Origin of the sequence: Mycobacterium dioxanotrophicus (assembly GCF_002157835.1) — a bacterium.
GTDB lineage: Bacteria > Actinomycetota > Actinomycetes > Mycobacteriales > Mycobacteriaceae > Mycobacterium > Mycobacterium dioxanotrophicus.
Genome location: NZ_CP020809.1, coordinates 2,271,559 through 2,288,524 on the forward strand (window position 1 = coordinate 2,271,559; position 16,966 = coordinate 2,288,524).

Below are 16,966 nucleotides of genomic sequence, written 5' to 3' on the forward strand. Positions count from 1 at the left end.
ACGGCAAAACTTCGCTCCGAGCTGTTCAGCCGGGGTAGGGTGAAGCAATGTATCGCTGTCCGGTTCGGTGCAGGGACGGCCAGATTGACTGAGTATCGGTTGGACGATCTGGCGCGAATCTCCGGCATCAGCGCCCGGAACATCCGCGCCTACCGTGAGCGCGGGCTGCTCGATCCGCCCCGTCGGGTCGGTCGTTCGGCGTACTACGGGGATGCCCACCTGGCTCAACTGGCGGCCATCAGCCAGCTTCTGGGCAAAGGGTTCAGCTCCGCACACATCGCCGAGTTTTTCGACGGGCTGCGCGGCGGCCGCAGCCTGGTCGACGTGCTCGGCATCCCCCCGACGGCGGTGGGTCGACAAATGCGTCGGCTGCAGATCGCCCCATCGCATCCCGACGTCGCCATCCTCGTCTCGCGCGGTCTGGCGCGGATCGTGGAGGGCGCCGTGGCATTGACTGACCCGGTGCTCGCCGAGATCGTCGACCAGGTAGCTGATCAGCGGCTCTGGGTCCACACCATCGCGCAGGTGGTCGCGGCGACCGACGCGGCGATCGACGCACTCGCTGAATCGGCGGTCGGGACGGTCTCCGAGAACTTGACCGCCCTGCCTGAGTCGGACAACCGCGAGTTGGCGCGTGCCGTGCTGTCGGACCTGCTCGACCAGGCGGTCAAACAGGCTGCCGCAATCGCCTGAGCGTCACACCCGCGACGTTGCGGGATCACCGCCGAAGCGCCCGGCCAGCCACACCGGGATGATGGCCAGCACGGTAAGGGCGGCGGCGACCACATTGATGACCGGTGCCTGATTCGGGCGGAACAAGTTGGCGAAGATCCAGATCGGCAGGGTCTGCACTGTCGGGCCCGCGGTGAACGTGGTGACGACGATCTCGTCGAACGACAGCGCGAAAGCCAGGATCGCCCCGGCCAGCAGCGCCCCGCGCATCAACGGGAAGGTGACGAGGCGAAACGTCTGCCAGTCCGAGGCGCCGAGGTCGGCTGATGCGTCTTCGAGGTTGGTGCCCATCTGACGCAGCCTGGCCTGAACGTTGTTGAACACGATGACGATGCAGAACGTGGCGTGGCCGATGATGACCGTCGCCAGCCCGAGCGTCATCGCCAAGGTCGAGGTGAACGTCGCGTTCAAGGCGATGCCCGTGACGATACCGGGCAGCGTGATCGGCAGGACCACAAGGAAACTCACGGTGTTGCGGCCGAAGAACCGGTACCGCTGGACGGCGAACGCCACCATGGTGCCGAGCACCAGGGCGATGACCGTGGCGGCCAGGCCCACCACGACGGAGTTGGCGAGCGCCTGCCACATGCCCGTGCTGTGTGCGGCGGCCGACCACCACGCCAGGGTGAAACCGGTGGGAGGGAACGCGAACGTGCGTGAGGCGTTGAACGCGTTGAGTACCACCAGAATCAGTGGGGTGTAGAGGAACACCATGACCGCGACGGTCCAGATGCGAAGCCCGCGTCGTCCTGCGCTGGAGAACATCACACGTTCTCCAGCGCGCCGGTGCGCCGCATCGCGAGCAGGTAGGCGACGATCGCGACCAGCGGGATGGCCGACAGCGCCGCGGCCAGCGGCTGGTTGTTGGCGGTGACGAGTTGCCCGTAGATGATGTTGCCGAGCATTTGGGTCTTGCCGCCGACGATGGTCACCGCGATGTAGTCGCCCAGGGACAGGGAGAAGGTGAAGATGGAACCTGCCGCGATGCCCGGGAACACCAAGGGCGCCAAGATCAGTCGCAACGTGGTCAGGTCAGAGGAGCCGAGATCGGCACTGGCGTCGATCAGCGAGTCCGGGACGCGTTCGAACGCCGCATAGACCGGCATCACCATGTACGGCAACCACAGGTAGGTCAGCGTGATGATCGTGGCGACCAGCCCGTAGCCGGGGGTGAAGCCCGTCGCCCAGGACAACGGGCCCGCCGGCGACAGCAGCATGCGCCACGCGTAGGCCTTCACCAGGTAGCTCGCCCACAGCGGCGTGGTCACGGCGACCACCAGGGCCAGTCGCACCCGTCGAGAGGCGACCTTGGCCATGTAGAGCGCCAGTGGTACGGCCAGCGCCGCGCAGCACACAGTGACCGTGGCCGCCACCGCCAGGGTGCGCAACGTCGCGATCCGGAACACCTCGTCGGTCAGCACCCGCACGATGTTGTCGCCGGTGAAGGTGCGCACCACCGCGCCGGTGAACTCGTCGGTGCTCCAGAACGCCGAAACCAGAAGAACGGCAAGCGAACCCAGATACGCCACCACCAGCCAGGTGAGCGGCGGCGCCAGCAGGAACGCCAGCCGCACCCGACGGGTCAGCCCTTGACCTGCTGCCACTTGTCGACCCACTGGCTGTAGGCCGTGCAGTTGTTGCCGCTGCCGTCGACGCACTGGGTCTGCGGCGTGGTCCAGTAGTGGATCTGTGCGGCGTAGTCGGCGTCGGTGGCGTGGTAGATGTCGCAGAAATCCTTCTGCGTGGTGTGCTCACAGGCCTTCGTCTGCGCCGGTGCCTCACCGAAGTACTCCGCCACCTGGGCGTTGATTTCGGGCGAGGTGATCCAGTTCATCCACTTGTACATGCAGTTGGGGTGGGCGGCTTTCGACGAGATCATCCAGGTGTCCGACCAGCCCGTCGACCCTTCCTTGGGCAGCACGGTGTTGACCTGGACCTTGTTGTCACCGCCGATGGTGTTGGCGATCACCTGCCACGTGGTGCCGATGACCGTGGTGCCGGATTCGAAGGCCTGGACTTCCTTGGTGTAGTCCGACCAGTATTCGCCGATGTTCTCGCGCTGGGCCTTGAGCAGATCCGTTGCGGCGTCGAGTTGTTCGCTGGTCAGCGAGTACGGGTCCTTGATGCCCAGCTCCGGTTTCGTCTTGGACAGGTACAACGCGGCGTCGGCGATGTAGATCGGGTTGTCGTAGGCGGTGACCTTGCCCTTGTACTTGCCTGCGTCGGTGAACACCGCCGCCCAGGAGTTGGGTGCGTCGCGCACGGCATCGATGTTGTACATCAACAGATTTGCGCCCCAGCCGTGCGGGATCCCGTACATCTGCTTGTCCACGGAATTCCACGGCTTGTCCTTGAGGAACGGTGAGATCGTGGCGTAGTTGGGCACCAGGTCGGTGTTCACCGGTGACACGTCACCGGCGTAGATGAGCCGCAGCGTGGCATCTCCGGACGCCGAGACACCGTCGTACTGCCCGCTGCGCATCAGCTGCACCATCTCGTCCGAGGTGTTGCCGATCTTGACGTTGACCTGGCAGCCGGTCTGCTGCTGGAACGGCGTGACCCAGTCGACTTTCTTGTCGTTCGAGCCGTTTTCGGCATAGCCCGCCCACGCGATGAGGTTCAACTGTCCTTCGCCGTTGCCGACCGAACTCAGCGGTTCGAGCTTCGGTGGCGCGTTTCCGGTGGTTCCCGGGGTCTTGGACCCGGAGCATGCCACGACCAGCGTGACGCACGCGGCGATCACCAATCCCGCACGCAGAGCTCGGATTCTCTGAGTTCTCACCCAGATTTTTCGGGGATTATCGCTGGTGACGGCGTGTAGATAAGCGAAAGTGCCTGTCCTGCAAGGGATAATTGGACTTCTCTAGGGTTCAACCATCCTGACGGGAAGGCACTTCGCAGGTGAAGAGTATCGCGGCCGCATCGCGGGTGAAAGTGTCAGCCGACGGCCACGGGGTCGTGTCGCACGCCGGGATGGGCCTACTGCGGGAACTGGCCGACCGGACCGGGTTATCAGCGCAGGTCACCGGGGCTTTGGCCGACACCTACCGCGGGCCGTGGAGCTACGCACCCGGCGAGGTGTTCGCTGATCTGGCCGCGGCGGTCGCCGACGGCGCGGACTGCATTGACGGGGTCGGCCAACTGTGCGGCGACCGTGAGCACGCGTTCGGCGCGAAAGCCTCCACGACCACGATGTGGCGGCTGGTCAATGAGCGCATCGACGCTGCACACCTGCCTGCGGTGCGCGCGGCCCGCGCCAGCGCGCGGGCGGCGGCCTGGGCCGCCGGTGCGGCCCCGAACCGGGTGGCTGGCTGCACATCGACATCGACGCCACCCTGGTGATCGATCACTCCGACAACAAACACGGCGCGACGCCGACCTGGAAGAAGTCGTTCGGGCACCATCCGCTGCTGGCGTTCCTGGACCGCCCGAGATCGCCGGCGGGAAGCCCTGGCCGGGCTGCTGCGCAGCGGCAACGCGGGCTCCAACACCGCCAGCGACCACGTCATCGTCCTGGCCCAGGCGCTGGCAGCGCTGCCCGCGCCGTGGCGGCCCGACTCGAGTCGTGGCGGTGATCCCGACCGGCCCAGGTGCTGGTGCGTTGCGACACCGCCGGAGCCACCCACCGATTCGCCGACGCCTGCCGTGAGCAGGGGTCGGATTCTCCTTCGGCTACCCGTCGACGCCCGCGTCCAGGACGCCGTGGACACACTCAACCTTGCCGAGGGCTGGTACCCGGCCATCGACACCGACGGTGGGCTGCGCGACGGCGCCTGGGTCGCCGAGGCCACCACCTTGGTCAACCTCAACAGCTGGCCGCCGGGCACCCGGCTGATCCTGCGCAAAGAGAGACCGCATCCCGGCGCCCAGCTGCGGTTCACCGACACCGACGGGATGCGCGTCACCGCGTTCATCACCGACACACCGCCCGGTGTCGTGGCCGGCCAAGTCGCCGGCCTGGAGTTGCGGCACCGCCAGCACGCCCGCGTCGAGGACCGCATCCGCGAACTCAAGAACGCCGGCCTGCGCAACCTGCCGTGTCACGGCTTCTGGGCCAACGCCGCCTGGCTCGAGATCGTCCTGGCCGCCGCCGACCTGGTCATCTGGGCACGGCTCATCGGATTCACCAGTGATCCGACGCTGGCCCGCGCCGAGATCGCCACGTTCCGCTACCGCGTGCTGCACGTCGCGGCCCGCATCACCCGCGGCGCCGCCAACTCCGGCTGCGCATCGACGCCACCTGGCGCTGGGCCACCTCGATCGCGACCGCCTGGCAGACGATCCGCACCGCCTTCGGATAACAGCCGGCCTCCTGACCGATCGATCACGAAAGACATACCGGCCCTAGGAAAGCCCGCCCCACCCGGCGACACGGGACCAACCCACCATGCCCTGTGACCGCAGACGTCACCCGACCAACCATCACGCCCTACAGATCCACCGCCATCACCATCGACGAAAAATCCGGGCTCATCGTCGGCTCCTTGATCTCGTGACTCAACCGTCGAGGTGGTGGACTGCGGATTCCGGCCAGGTCAGGGTGATCGCCGAACCGTGCGCCAGATCGCTGGGCAGACCGGCGGTGGCCGTGAGGACGTTGGCCGCCAACGAGACTCCGGTGGCGGTTCGTGCCGCGACGCGGGTCAGCGGACCGGCATAGATGATCTCGGTCACCGTGGCGTCTACGGCGCGGTACCCCGGCGCTGCGGGTGTGTTGTTGTGCTGCACCGAGATTCGTTCGGGCCGCACAGCAAGCGTCCCGGATCTGCCGAACACGGTCTCGGCATCGGCGCCCTCGAGGACGTTGGAGGTGCCGACGAAATCGGCGACGAACCGGTTGGCGGGCCGGTCATAGACGTCGCGCGCGGCGCCCACCTGTTCGATGCGGCCGGCGTTGAACACCGCGAGCCGGTCGCACAGGGTGAGGGCCTCATCCTGGTCGTGGGTGACGATGACGAAGGTGATGCCGACCTCACGCTGGATCGCCTTCAGCTCGACCTGCATCTGCTCGCGCAGCTTGAGATCCAGCGCACCGAGCGGCTCGTCGAGCAGCAACACGCGTGGCCGGCCGACGAGAGCCCGGGCCAGCGCCACCCGCTGGCGCTGACCGCCGGACAACTGGGCCGGCCGGCGCGGCGCCTGGTCGGTCAGCCGCACCATGTCCAGCGCGTCGGCGGTGCGCCTGCGCCGTTCGGCTTTGGGCACGCCCTTGACCCGCAGACCGTATTCGACGTTCTGGGCGACAGTCAGGTGGGGAAACAGCGCGTATTCCTGGAAAACGGTGTTGACGTCGCGTTTTCGCGCCGGTACCGAGGTGACGTCGAGGCCACCGAGCCGAATGGTGCCTGCGGTGGGTTCCTCGAAACCGGCGATCATCCGCAGCACGGTGGATTTCCCCGAACCGGATGGGCCGAGGATCGCGAACAGTTCTCCATCGGCGATCGACAGGTCGGCCGACTCGACCGCGACCACGGAGTGCCGGGCATCGCCGAACACCTTGCGCACGCCGACGAGTTCGATGCGCGGTTCGGTGCCGGAGGGCGCGCCGGGGGTATCGGGCGGTGAGCTGACCATCCCCGAGGACATGGTGGGTCATCGTAGGGATTCGTCGGTCCTGGCGGGGCGCCATTGCCGATTTCGTACCACGGAGCCCCTGTCGCGACGGATTCGGTGCCTTCGGCCCGGGTGTGAATACTGAAAGAGATGTGGCCAGTGGCGTTGATGTGAATATTGGGACACCTGTCGTAATCTGAGCTGCGTGTCGATGTCCCGGCGCGAGCTGCTCAGATGTGCCGCCGCTGCACCCGCGCTGCTCGGGCTGGGCGAGCTGGCTGCCGCGCCACCGGCTGCCGCCGCGCCGTTGGGCGTCCTGCTCGACTACGCCGCCGGCGTCATCAAGGCCTCCGACATCCGATCGGCGGGCGCTCTCGGTGCGATCCGCTACGTGTCCGATCGCCGCCCGGGCGGGGCCTGGATGCTCGGCAAGCCGATCCAGCTGCCAGAGGCTCGGGACCTCTATCAGGGTGGTCTGAAGATCGTGTCCTGCTACCAGTACGGCAAGCAGGACAGTGCCGACTGGCTCGGCGGGCAGGCTGCGGGCGTGCAGCATGCCAAACGGGGTTGGGATCTGCACGTTGCTGCGGGTGGTTCCTACGGCGCCCCGATCTACGCGTCCATTGACGACGACCCGACACCCCAGCAGTACAAAGAGCAGGTCGCACCGTATCTCCGGGGCTGGGAATCGGTGATCGGCCACCAGCGCACCGGGGTCTACGCGAATTCCAAGACCATCGAATGGGCGTTGCAGGATGGGCTCGGCTCGTACTTCTGGCAGCACAACTGGGGATCGCCGGGAGGCGTCGCGCACCCGGCGGCGCATCTGCATCAGATCGAGATCGACAAGCGCAGCGTCGGGGGAGTTGGTGTCGACATCAACAACATCCTCAAGCCCCAGTTCGGCCAGTGGGACTAAACATTACTGACTGGTAAGGTTTTCCAGCAAACTTTTTCGGTTCAGCCGTACGCTTCGCTTGACACTTTTGGTGCCATTGTCGACTGGCAACGTGCCGCTCGACGGCGTTTCGCGAGTCCTGAAATTTAGATAACGATTTGGTAACAATACTGCTTTGATCTGCACTGTTGGCCCTACTCGGCCGTAACCACCTGCCAGCAGGATGTTTGTACCGAATGCGTTCTGTCACTGTCGAACGCGGTGTTACGTCGCCGACGGTTACCCACGCGTAGAACTCGCCAGTAACCGATCTGCTGCGGAAATGCCCGCTAGTTCTTATGACAGTCTTAGTACGGCAGGGATGCACGCCCACCGTCCGGGTCCGAACTGGATGGGAGGCCATCCTTGGCCGGATTCGACGCTGAATCGCCGATGGCCTGACGCCTAGGGGGACACCCTCTGGGACCCCGACAGACATGGCAGGCATACGGCCACCCGTACGCGACAACACCCCAGCAGCACCGAGGAGATAGCGCCAGTGACGATCTACGAACACGACCGAGTGTCCGCCGACCGGAACGACGAGTCTGGATCCGACGGACGGACGGCCGATTCCGCTCAGGCACTCGTCGACCGCCTCAACGCTGGCGAGCCCTACGCGGTCGCCTTCGGCGGCCAGGGCAGCGCTTGGCTGGAGACCCTTGAAGAACTGGTGTCCTCGGCCGGTATCGAGGCCGAACTGGCGACCCTGGCCGGCGAGGCCGAGCTGATGCTCGAGCCGATCGCCGCCGAACTCGTCGTGGTCCGCCCCATCGGCTTCGAGCCGTTGCAGTGGGTCCGCGCGCTGGCCTCCGAGGAGCCGGTGCCCTCGGCCAAGCAGCTGACGTCGGCCGCAGTATCCGTGCCGGGCGTCCTGCTGACCCAGATGGCCGCCATCCGTGCGCTGGCCCGCCAGGGTATGGACCTGACCGCCACGCCGCCGGTGGCGGTTGTCGGGCACTCGCAGGGCGTGCTGGCCGTCGAGGCCCTCAAGGCCGCCGGCGCCAAGGACGTCGAAATGCTGGCCCTGGCGCAGCTGATCGGTGCCGCGGGCACGCTCGTGGCCCGCCGTCGCGGTATCACCGTGCTCGGCGACCGTCCGCCGATGGTCTCGGTCACCAACGCCGAGCCCGAGCGCATCTACGAACTGCTCGAAGAGTTCTCCCAGGACGTCCGCACCGTGCTGCCGCCGGTGCTGTCCATCCGCAATGGCCGTCGTTCGGTCGTCATCACCGGCACGCCCGAGCAGCTGTCCCGGTTCGAGCTGTACTGCACCCAGATCGCCGAGAAGGAAGAAGCGGAGCGCAAGAGCAAAGTTCGCGGCGGCGCGGTCTTCGCCCCGATCTTCGATCCGGTGCAGGTCGAGGTCGGCTTCCACACCCCGCGGCTGTCCGACGGCATCGAGATCGTCGGCCGGTGGGCCGAGGCCGTCGGCCTCGACGTCACGCTCGCCAAGGCGATGACCGAGGCGATCCTGGTCGAGCAGGTGGACTGGGTCGACGAGATCACCGAGGTGCACGAGGCAGGCGCCCGCTGGATCCTCGACCTGGGCCCCGGCGACATCCTCACCCGCCTCACCGCTCCCGTCATCCGCGGACTCGGGGTGGGCATCGTGCCCGCCGCCACCCGCGGCGGCCAGCGCAACCTCTTCACCATCGGCGCGGTGCCCGAGGTGGCCCGCCCGTGGTCCAGCTACACCCCGACCCTGGTCACGCTGCCCGACGGCTCGGTCAAGCTCGAGACCAAGTTCACCCGGCTCACCGGACGCTCGCCGATCCTGCTCGCCGGTATGACCCCGACGACCGTCGACGCCAAGATCGTCGCGGCCGCCGCCAACGCAGGCCACTGGGCCGAACTGGCCGGTGGTGGTCAGGTCACCGAGCCCATCTTCAACGACCGCATGACCGAGCTCACCACGCTGCTGGAGCCCGGCCGCGCCATCCAGTTCAACACCCTGTTCCTCGACCCCTACCTGTGGAAGCTTCAGGTCGGCGGCAAGCGACTGGTCCAGAAGGCCCGGCAGTCCGGCGCCCCGATCGACGGCGTGGTCGTCAGCGCGGGCATCCCCGATCTGGAAGAGGCCGTCGAACTGATCGACGAGCTCAACGACGCAGGCATCAGCCATGTGGTCTTCAAGCCGGGCACCGTCGAGCAAATCCGCTCGGTGATCCGCATCGCCGCCGAGGCACCCACCAAGCCGGTGATCGTGCACATCGAGGGCGGTCGCGCCGGTGGCCACCACTCGTGGGAGGACCTCGACGACCTCCTGCTGACCACCTACTCCGAGCTGCGCAGCCGCTCCAACATCACCATCTGCGTCGGCGGTGGCATCGGCACGCCTGAGCAGGCCGCCGACTACCTGTCCGGCCGTTGGTCGGCCGGCCACGGCTACCCGCTGATGCCGGTCGACGGCATCCTCGTCGGCACCGCCGCGATGGCCGCGCTCGAGGCCACCACCAGCCCGCAGGTCAAGGAGCTGCTGGTCGCCACCCAGGGCACCGATCAGTGGGTGGGCGCCGGAAAGGCCCAGGGCGGCATGGCTTCCGGGCGCAGCCAGCTCGGTGCCGACATCCACGAGATCGACAACACCGCGTCGCGCTGCGGCCGGCTGCTCGACGAGGTCGCCGGTGACGCCGACGCCGTCGCGGCCCGCCGCGACGAGATCATCGCGGCCATGGCCGACACCGCCAAGCCCTACTTCGGCGATGTCGCCGAGATGACCTACCTGCAGTGGCTGCGCCGCTACGTGGAGCTGGCCATCGGTGACGGCAACAGCACCGCCGACACCAAGCGCGATCACTCGCCGTGGCTCGACATCACCTGGCGTGACCGCTTCGAGCAGATGCTCAAGCGTGCCGAGGCACGTTTGCACGCACAGGATTTCGGTCCGATCGAGACGCTGTTCGACAACGAGGAGCTGCTGGAGGATCCGAAGGGTGCGCTGGCCGCTCTCGTCGGCGCCTACCCGGATGCCGCGTCGGTGCAGCTGCACCCCGCCGACGTCCCGTTCTTCACCGAGCTGTGCAAGACGCTGGGCAAGCCGGTCAACTTCGTGCCGGTCATCGACAAGGACGTGCGCCGCTGGTGGCGCAGCGACTCGCTGTGGCAGGCGCATGACGCCCGCTACGCGGCCGACCAGGTGTGCGTCATCCCCGGCACCGCAGCCGTCGCCGGCATCACCCGCGTCGACGAGCCCGTCGGCGAGCTGCTGGACCGCTTCGAGCAGGCCGCCGTCGACGAAGCGCTGACCGCCGGAGTCCAGCCGGTGCCGGTGCTGTCCCGCCGGGCCCGTCGGGCCGGGGTCAGCGGCCCGCTGGCCGTCCTGCTCGACGCCCCCGACGTGCTGTGGGCCGGGCGTACCGCCACTAACCCGGTGCACCGCATCGCCCCGCCCGCCGACTGGCAGGTCCGCGAAGGGTCTGCAAACCGTTCCGCTTCGCATCCTTCGACCGGAGCCCGGCTCGAGGTCCTCGACGACACGCACGTCGTGCTCTCGGTGCCGCTTTCGGGCACCTGGATCGAGATCAAGTTCAGCCTGACCGACGCCGTGCGCAGCGGCGGCGCGCCGATCGTCTCCGTCGAGGACGCCTCGACCGCGATGCGGTCGGTGCTGGCCATCGCTGCCGGGGTCAGCGGCCCCGACGCGCTGCCGCCGGTGGTCGACTCGACCGCCACCGTGACGGTCGCCTGGGATCCGGAGACGGTCGCCGACCACACCGGTGTGACCGCCACTTTCGGCGCCCCGCTGGCCCCGACGTTGACCGTGGTTCCCGACGCACTGGTCGGCCGGTGCTGGCCCGCGGTGTTCGCCGCCATCGGATCGGCGGTCACCGAGGACGGATTCCCGGTCGTCGAGGGCCTGCTGAGCCTGGTGCATCTGGACCACGCCGCGCAGCTGCTCGCTGCGCTGCCCACCGAGAACGCCGAATTGACCGTCTCTGCAACGGCTTTGGCTGCCTACGACACCGAGGTCGGCCGGGTTGTCCCGGTTGAGGTGGTCGTGAAGTCGGCTGACGGAACCGTGCTGGCCACGCTCGAAGAGCGCTTCGCCATCCGCGGGCGCACCGGTGATGCCGAGCTGACGGACCCGATCAAGGCCGGCGGCGCGATCTCCGACAACGCCACCGACACCCCGCGTCGCCGTCGCCGCGACATCACCATCGGCGCACCGGTCGACATGCGGCCGTTCGCCGTGGTCTCCGGTGACCACAACCCGATCCACACCGATCGGGCCGCCGCCCTGCTCGCCGGGCTGGAATCGCCCATCGTGCACGGCATGTGGCTCTCGGCCGCGGCTCAGCACGTGGCCACCGCCACCGACGGCAAGCCGGCTCCGCCGGCCAAGCTGGTCGGCTGGACCGCCCGCTTCCTGGGCATGGTCAAGCCCGGTGACCAGGTCGACTTCCGCGTCGACCGGGTCGGAATCGACGTCGGCGCAGAGGTTCTCGAAGTGCAGGCGCGCATCGGCTCCGATCTGGTGATGTCGGCGACCGCACGGCTGGCCGCGCCCAAGACCGTCTACGCATTCCCCGGCCAGGGCATTCAGCACAAGGGCATGGGCATGGAGGTCCGGGCCCGGTCCAAGGCGGCCCGCAAGGTGTGGGACTCGGCGGACAAGTTCACGCGCCAGACCCTCGGCTTCTCGGTGCTGCACGTGGTGCGGGACAACCCGACCAGCCTGATCGCCTCCGGCGTGCACTACCACCACCCGGACGGCGTGCTGTTCCTGACGCAGTTCACCCAGGTGGCCATGGCCACGGTGGCGGCGGCTCAGGTCGCCGAGATGCGTGAGCAGGGCGCCTTCGTCGAGGGTGCGATCGCCTGCGGTCACTCCGTCGGTGAGTACACCGCGCTGGCGTGCGTGTCGGGCGTGTACGAGCTCGAGGCGCTGCTTGAGGTGGTTTTCGCCCGCGGCGGCAAGATGCATGACATCGTCGAGCGTGACGCGCAGGGCCGGTCGGACTACCGACTGGCCGCCATCCGGCCGTCGCAGATCGACCTCGACGACGCAGACGTCAAGGACTTCGTCGCCGAGATCGCCGAGCGCACAGGCGAATTCCTGCAGATCGTGAACTTCAACCTCCGTGGTTCGCAGTACGCGATCGCCGGTACGGTGCGCGGTCTGGAAGCGCTGGAGGAAGAGGTCGAGCGGCGTCGCGAGCTTTCGGGCGGTCGCCGGTCGTTCATCCTGGTGCCCGGCATCGACGTGCCGTTCCACTCCAGCGTGCTGCGGGTGGGCGTCGACGACTTCCGTCGCAGCCTCGAGCGCGTGATGCCCAGCGACAAGGATCCGTCGCTGATCGTCGGCAAGTACATCCCGAACCTGGTGCCGCGGCCGTTCACCCTGGACAAGGACTTCATCCAGGAGATCCGCGACCTGGTCCCGGCCGAGCCGCTCGACGAGATCCTCGCCGACTACGACACCTGGCGGAACGAGAAGCCGAAGGAGCTGTGCCGCAAGATCGTCATCGAGCTGCTGGCCTGGCAGTTCGCCAGCCCGGTGCGCTGGATCGAGACGCAGGACCTGCTGTTCATCGAGGAGGCCGCAGGCGGTCTCGGTGTCGAGCGGTTCGTCGAGATCGGCGTGAAGTCGGCCCCGACGGTCGCCGGCCTGGCCACCAACACGCTCAAGCTGCCCGAGTACTCGCACAGCACCGTCGAGGTGCTCAACAGCGAGCGCGACGCGGCCGTGCTGTTCGCCACCGACACCGATCCGGAACCGGAACCTGAGGTCGACGAGGCCCCCGCGGCTCCGGCCGCCACCGAGGCGGCTCCCGCGGCCGCTGCGGCAGCCCCGGCTCCGGTCGCCGCATCCGGTGGTCCGCGTCCCGACGACATCACGTTCGATGCCTCCGATGCGACCGTGGCGCTCATCGCGCTCTCGGCCAAGATGCGCATCGACCAGATCGAGGCGCTGGACTCCATCGAGCACATCACCGACGGTGCCTCGTCGCGCCGCAACCAGTTGCTGGTCGACCTGGGCTCCGAGCTGAACCTCGGCGCCATCGACGGCGCCGCGGAAGCCGACCTGGGCGCGCTGAAGGGACAGGTGAGCAAGCTCGCCCGTACCTACAAGCCGTTCGGCCCGGTGCTCTCGGATGCCATCAACGACCAGCTGCGGACCGTGTTCGGGCCGTCGGGCAAGCGTCCGGCCTACATCACCGAGCGGGTCACCAAGACCTGGGAGCTGGGTGCCGGCTGGGCCAAGCACGTCACCGTCGAGGTCGCGCTGGGAACCCGCGAGGGCAGCAGCGTGCGCGGTGGCGATCTGGGTGGTCTGCACCCGGGTGCGCTGGCCGACGCCGCCAGTGTCGACAAGGTGATCGACGCGGCCGTGGCCGCGGTCGGTGCCCGGCGCGGTGTGCCGGTGTCTCTGCCGTCGGCCGGCGGTGCCGGTGGCGGCGTGGTGGATTCGGCCGCGCTCAGCGAATTCGCCGAGAAGGTCACCGGACGTGACGGCGTGCTGGCCTCGACGGCCCGGACCATTCTGGGGCAGCTCGGGCTCGACAACGCCGTCACCGCCCCGGAGGCGGCCACCGACGCCGAGCTGATCGACCTCGTGACCACCGAACTCGGTTCGGACTGGCCGCGACTCGTGGCCCCGGCGTTCGACGCCAAGAAGGCCGTCGTGTTCGACGACCGGTGGGCCAGTGCCCGTGAGGACCTGGTCAAGCTGTGGCTGGCCGACGAGAACGAAATCGACGCGGACTGGCCGCGACTATCCGAGCGCTTCGAAGGTGCCGGGCATGTGGTTGGCACGCAGGCGAATTGGTGGCAGGGCAAGGCCCTGGCCGCGGGCCGCAACGTGCATGCGTCGCTGTTCGGTCGCATCGCGGCGGGCGCCGAGAACCCGGGCGTGGGCCGCTACCGCGACGAGATCGCGGTCGTGACCGGTGCGTCGAAGGGTTCGATCGCCTCCGCGGTGGTCGGGCAGCTGCTCGACGGCGGTGCCACCGTCATCGCCACCACCTCGCGTCTGGACGACGACCGGTTGGCCTTCTACAAGAAGCTCTACCGCGACAACGCCCGCTTCGGTGCCACGCTGTGGGTGGTCCCGGCCAACATGGCGTCCTACTCCGACATCGACAAGCTGGTGGAGTGGGTCGGTAGCGATCAGGTCGAAAGCCTTGGGCCGCAATCCATCCACCTCAAGGACGCGCAGACCCCGACGCTGCTGTTCCCGTTCGCCGCGCCACGTGTGGCCGGTGACCTGTCGGAGGCCGGTTCGCGGTCCGAGATGGAGATGAAGGTGCTGCTGTGGGCCGTGCAGCGGCTCATCGGTGGGCTCTCCACGATCGGTGCCGAGCGGGACATCGCCTCGCGCCTGCACGTGGTGCTGCCGGGCTCGCCCAACCGCGGCATGTTCGGCGGCGACGGTGCCTACGGCGAGTCCAAGGCGGCACTCGACGCGCTGGTCAACCGCTGGAGCGCCGAGACGTCGTGGGCCGAACGGGTCACCCTGGCGCACGCGCTGATCGGCTGGACCAAGGGCACGGGCCTGATGGGTCACAACGACGCCATCGTCAGCGCCGTCGAAGAGGCAGGCGTGACCACCTACACCACTGCGGAGATGGCGGCCATGCTGCTGGACCTGTGCACGGTGGAATCCAAGGTGGCTGCGGCGAATTCGCCGGTGAAGGTCGACCTGACCGGTGGCCTGGGCGACATCAAGATCGACATGGCCGAGCTGGCTGCCAAGGCTCGCGAGGAAATGTCCTCGGGCGCAGCGGGTTCCGACGACGCCACGGCCGAGGGCATCATCGCCGCACTGCCGTCGCCGCCGCGCGGATACGCCCCGGCACCCGCGCCGGTCTTCGAAGACCTCGACGTCGACCCGGCTGATCTGGTGGTCATCGTCGGCGGTGCCGAGCTCGGCCCGTACGGCTCCTCGCGTACCCGCTACGAGATGGAGGTCTCCGGCGAGCTGTCGGCGGCAGGCGTGCTGGAACTGGCGTGGACGACCGGACTGGTCAAGTGGGAGGACGATCCCAAGGCCGGCTGGTACGACACCGAAACCGGTGAGCTGGTCGACGAATCGGAGATCGTGGAGCGTTACCACGACACCGTCGTCGAGCGCTGCGGCATCCGTGAATTCGTCGACGACGGTGCGATCGATCCCGATCACGCCTCGCCGCTGCTGGTCAGCGTCTTCCTGGACAAGGACTTCTCGTTCGTCGTGTCCAGCGAGGCCGACGCCCGGGCGTTCGTGTCCTTCGACCCCGAGCACACCGTGGCCCGGCCGGTGCCGGACTCCGGTGACTGGCAGGTGATCCGCAAGGCGGGCACCGAGATTCGGGTACCGCGCAAGACCAAGCTGTCGCGGACCGTCGGCGCCCAGATCCCCACCGGGTTCGACCCGACGGTGTGGGGCATCACCCCGGACATGGCGAGCTCCATCGACCGGGTGGCGCTGTGGAACATCGTGGCGACCGTGGATGCGTTCCTGTCCTCGGGCTTCACGCCGACCGAGCTGATGCGCTGGGTGCACCCGAGCCTGGTGGCCTCCACGCAGGGCACCGGCATGGGCGGCATGACCTCGATGCAGACCATGTACCACGGCAACCTGCTGGGCCGGGCCAAGCCGAACGACATCCTGCAGGAGGTGCTGCCGAACGTTGTTGCGGCACACGTCATGCAGAGCTATGTCGGCGGTTACGGCGCGATGGTCCACCCGGTCGGCGCCTGCGCCACCGCGGCCGTCTCGGTCGAGGAAGGTGTGGACAAGATCCGCCTCGGCAAGGCCGACCTGGTGGTGGCCGGCGGCTTCGACGATCTGACCCTGGAAGCCATCATCGGCTTCGGTGACATGGCGGCCACCGCCGACACCGAGATGATGCGGGCCAAGGGCATCAGCGACTCGAAGTTCTCCCGCGCCAACGACCGGCGCCGGCTCGGGTTCCTCGAGGCGCAGGGTGGTGGCACCATCCTGCTGGCTCGCGGTGACCTGGCCGCCAAGATGGGTCTGCCGGTGCTGGCCGTGGTCGGCTACGCGCAGAGCTTCGCCGACGGTGTGCACACCTCGATCCCGGCCCCTGGCCTGGGTGCCCTGGGTGCGGGCCGTGGCGGCAAGGACTCGGCGCTGTCGCGTTCGCTGGCCAAGCTGGGTGTGGGTGCCGACGACATCGCGGTGATCTCCAAGCACGACACCTCGACGTTGGCCAACGATCCCAACGAGACCGAGCTGCACGAGCGGCTGGCTGATTCGATGGGCCGCTCGGCGGGTGCGCCGCTGTTCATCGTCAGCCAGAAGTCGCTGACCGGGCACGCCAAGGGCGGCGCGGCCGTGTTCCAGATGATGGGTCTGTGCCAGATCCTGCGCGACGGCGTCATTCCGCCGAACCGCAGCCTGGACTGCGTCGACGACGAGCTGGCCACCTCCGGCCACTTCGTCTGGGTGCGCGAGCCCCTCGACCTGCGCGGCAAGTTCCCGCTCAAGGCCGGTCTGGTGACCAGTCTCGGGTTCGGGCACGTGTCGGGCCTGGTCGCGCTGGTCCACCCGGAGGCGTTCATCGCGTCCATGGATCCCGCTGAGCGGGAGAGCTACCGTAAGCGGGCCGAGCAGCGCACGCTGGCAGGTCAGCGCCGGTTGGCCTCGGCCATCGCCGGTGGGCGTCCGATGTACGAGAAGCCCGCCGACCGCCGGTTCGACCACGACGGGCCGGAGAAGCCTCAGGAAGCGGCCATGCTGCTCGACGCAGATGCCCGACTTGGCGATGGCGATCTCTATGTCCGCTAAGGTCGCTG

Annotated in this window: 7 protein-coding genes and 1 pseudogene; 4 read left to right on the forward strand and 4 right to left on the reverse strand. The window is 68.0% G+C overall.

All coding sequences use genetic code 11. The annotated features are described in order from the left end of the window. The first annotated feature begins 84 nt into the window (after positions 1-84). Positions 85-693: a MerR family transcriptional regulator gene (locus BTO20_RS10980; protein WP_232491105.1), complete on the forward strand. Its 609-nt coding sequence runs from the start codon at positions 85-87 to the stop codon at positions 691-693. Positions 694-696: 3 nt separating this feature from the next. Here BTO20_RS10980 and BTO20_RS10985 read toward each other — a convergent pair whose 3' ends face one another. The 3 genes from BTO20_RS10985 to BTO20_RS10995 are packed head-to-tail and all read right to left on the reverse strand — an operon-like array spanning position 697 to position 3,514. After that, positions 697-1,497: an ABC transporter permease gene (locus BTO20_RS10985; protein WP_198344494.1), complete on the reverse strand. Its 801-nt coding sequence runs from the start codon at positions 1,495-1,497 to the stop codon at positions 697-699. Beyond that, positions 1,497-2,336, reverse strand: coding sequence for an ABC transporter permease (locus BTO20_RS10990; RefSeq protein ID WP_087075789.1), 840 nt, complete (start codon positions 2,334-2,336; stop codon positions 1,497-1,499). Before BTO20_RS10990 ends, BTO20_RS10985 begins: the two co-directional genes overlap by 1 nt. Continuing rightward, entirely contained in the window at positions 2,315-3,514 is a 1,200-nt protein-coding gene (locus BTO20_RS10995; RefSeq protein ID WP_087075791.1) for an ABC transporter substrate-binding protein, read from the reverse strand. Before BTO20_RS10995 ends, BTO20_RS10990 begins: the two co-directional genes overlap by 22 nt. A gap of 119 nt (positions 3,515-3,633) precedes the next feature. On the opposite strand from BTO20_RS10995, the pseudogene BTO20_RS11000 reads away from it, so the two are divergent. Beyond that, positions 3,634-5,033, forward strand: a pseudogene (locus BTO20_RS11000) (IS1380 family transposase). Between the two features lie 196 nt (positions 5,034-5,229). On the opposite strand, the gene BTO20_RS11005 reads toward BTO20_RS11000, so the two are convergent. After that, complete coding sequence (locus tag BTO20_RS11005; protein ID WP_087075793.1) at positions 5,230-6,318, reverse strand: ABC transporter ATP-binding protein; 1,089 nt, start codon at positions 6,316-6,318, stop codon at positions 5,230-5,232. A 172-nt stretch (positions 6,319-6,490) separates the two neighbouring features. On the opposite strand from BTO20_RS11005, the gene BTO20_RS11010 reads away from it, so the two are divergent. Then, positions 6,491-7,204 carry a DUF1906 domain-containing protein gene (locus BTO20_RS11010; RefSeq protein ID WP_198344332.1) on the forward strand — a complete coding sequence of 238 codons (714 nt, stop codon included), beginning with the start codon at positions 6,491-6,493 and terminating at the stop codon, positions 7,202-7,204. 517 nt (positions 7,205-7,721) lie between these two features. After that, complete coding sequence (locus BTO20_RS11015; protein ID WP_087075795.1) at positions 7,722-16,958, forward strand: type I polyketide synthase; 9,237 nt, start codon at positions 7,722-7,724, stop codon at positions 16,956-16,958. Positions 16,959-16,966: the final 8 nt, after the last annotated feature.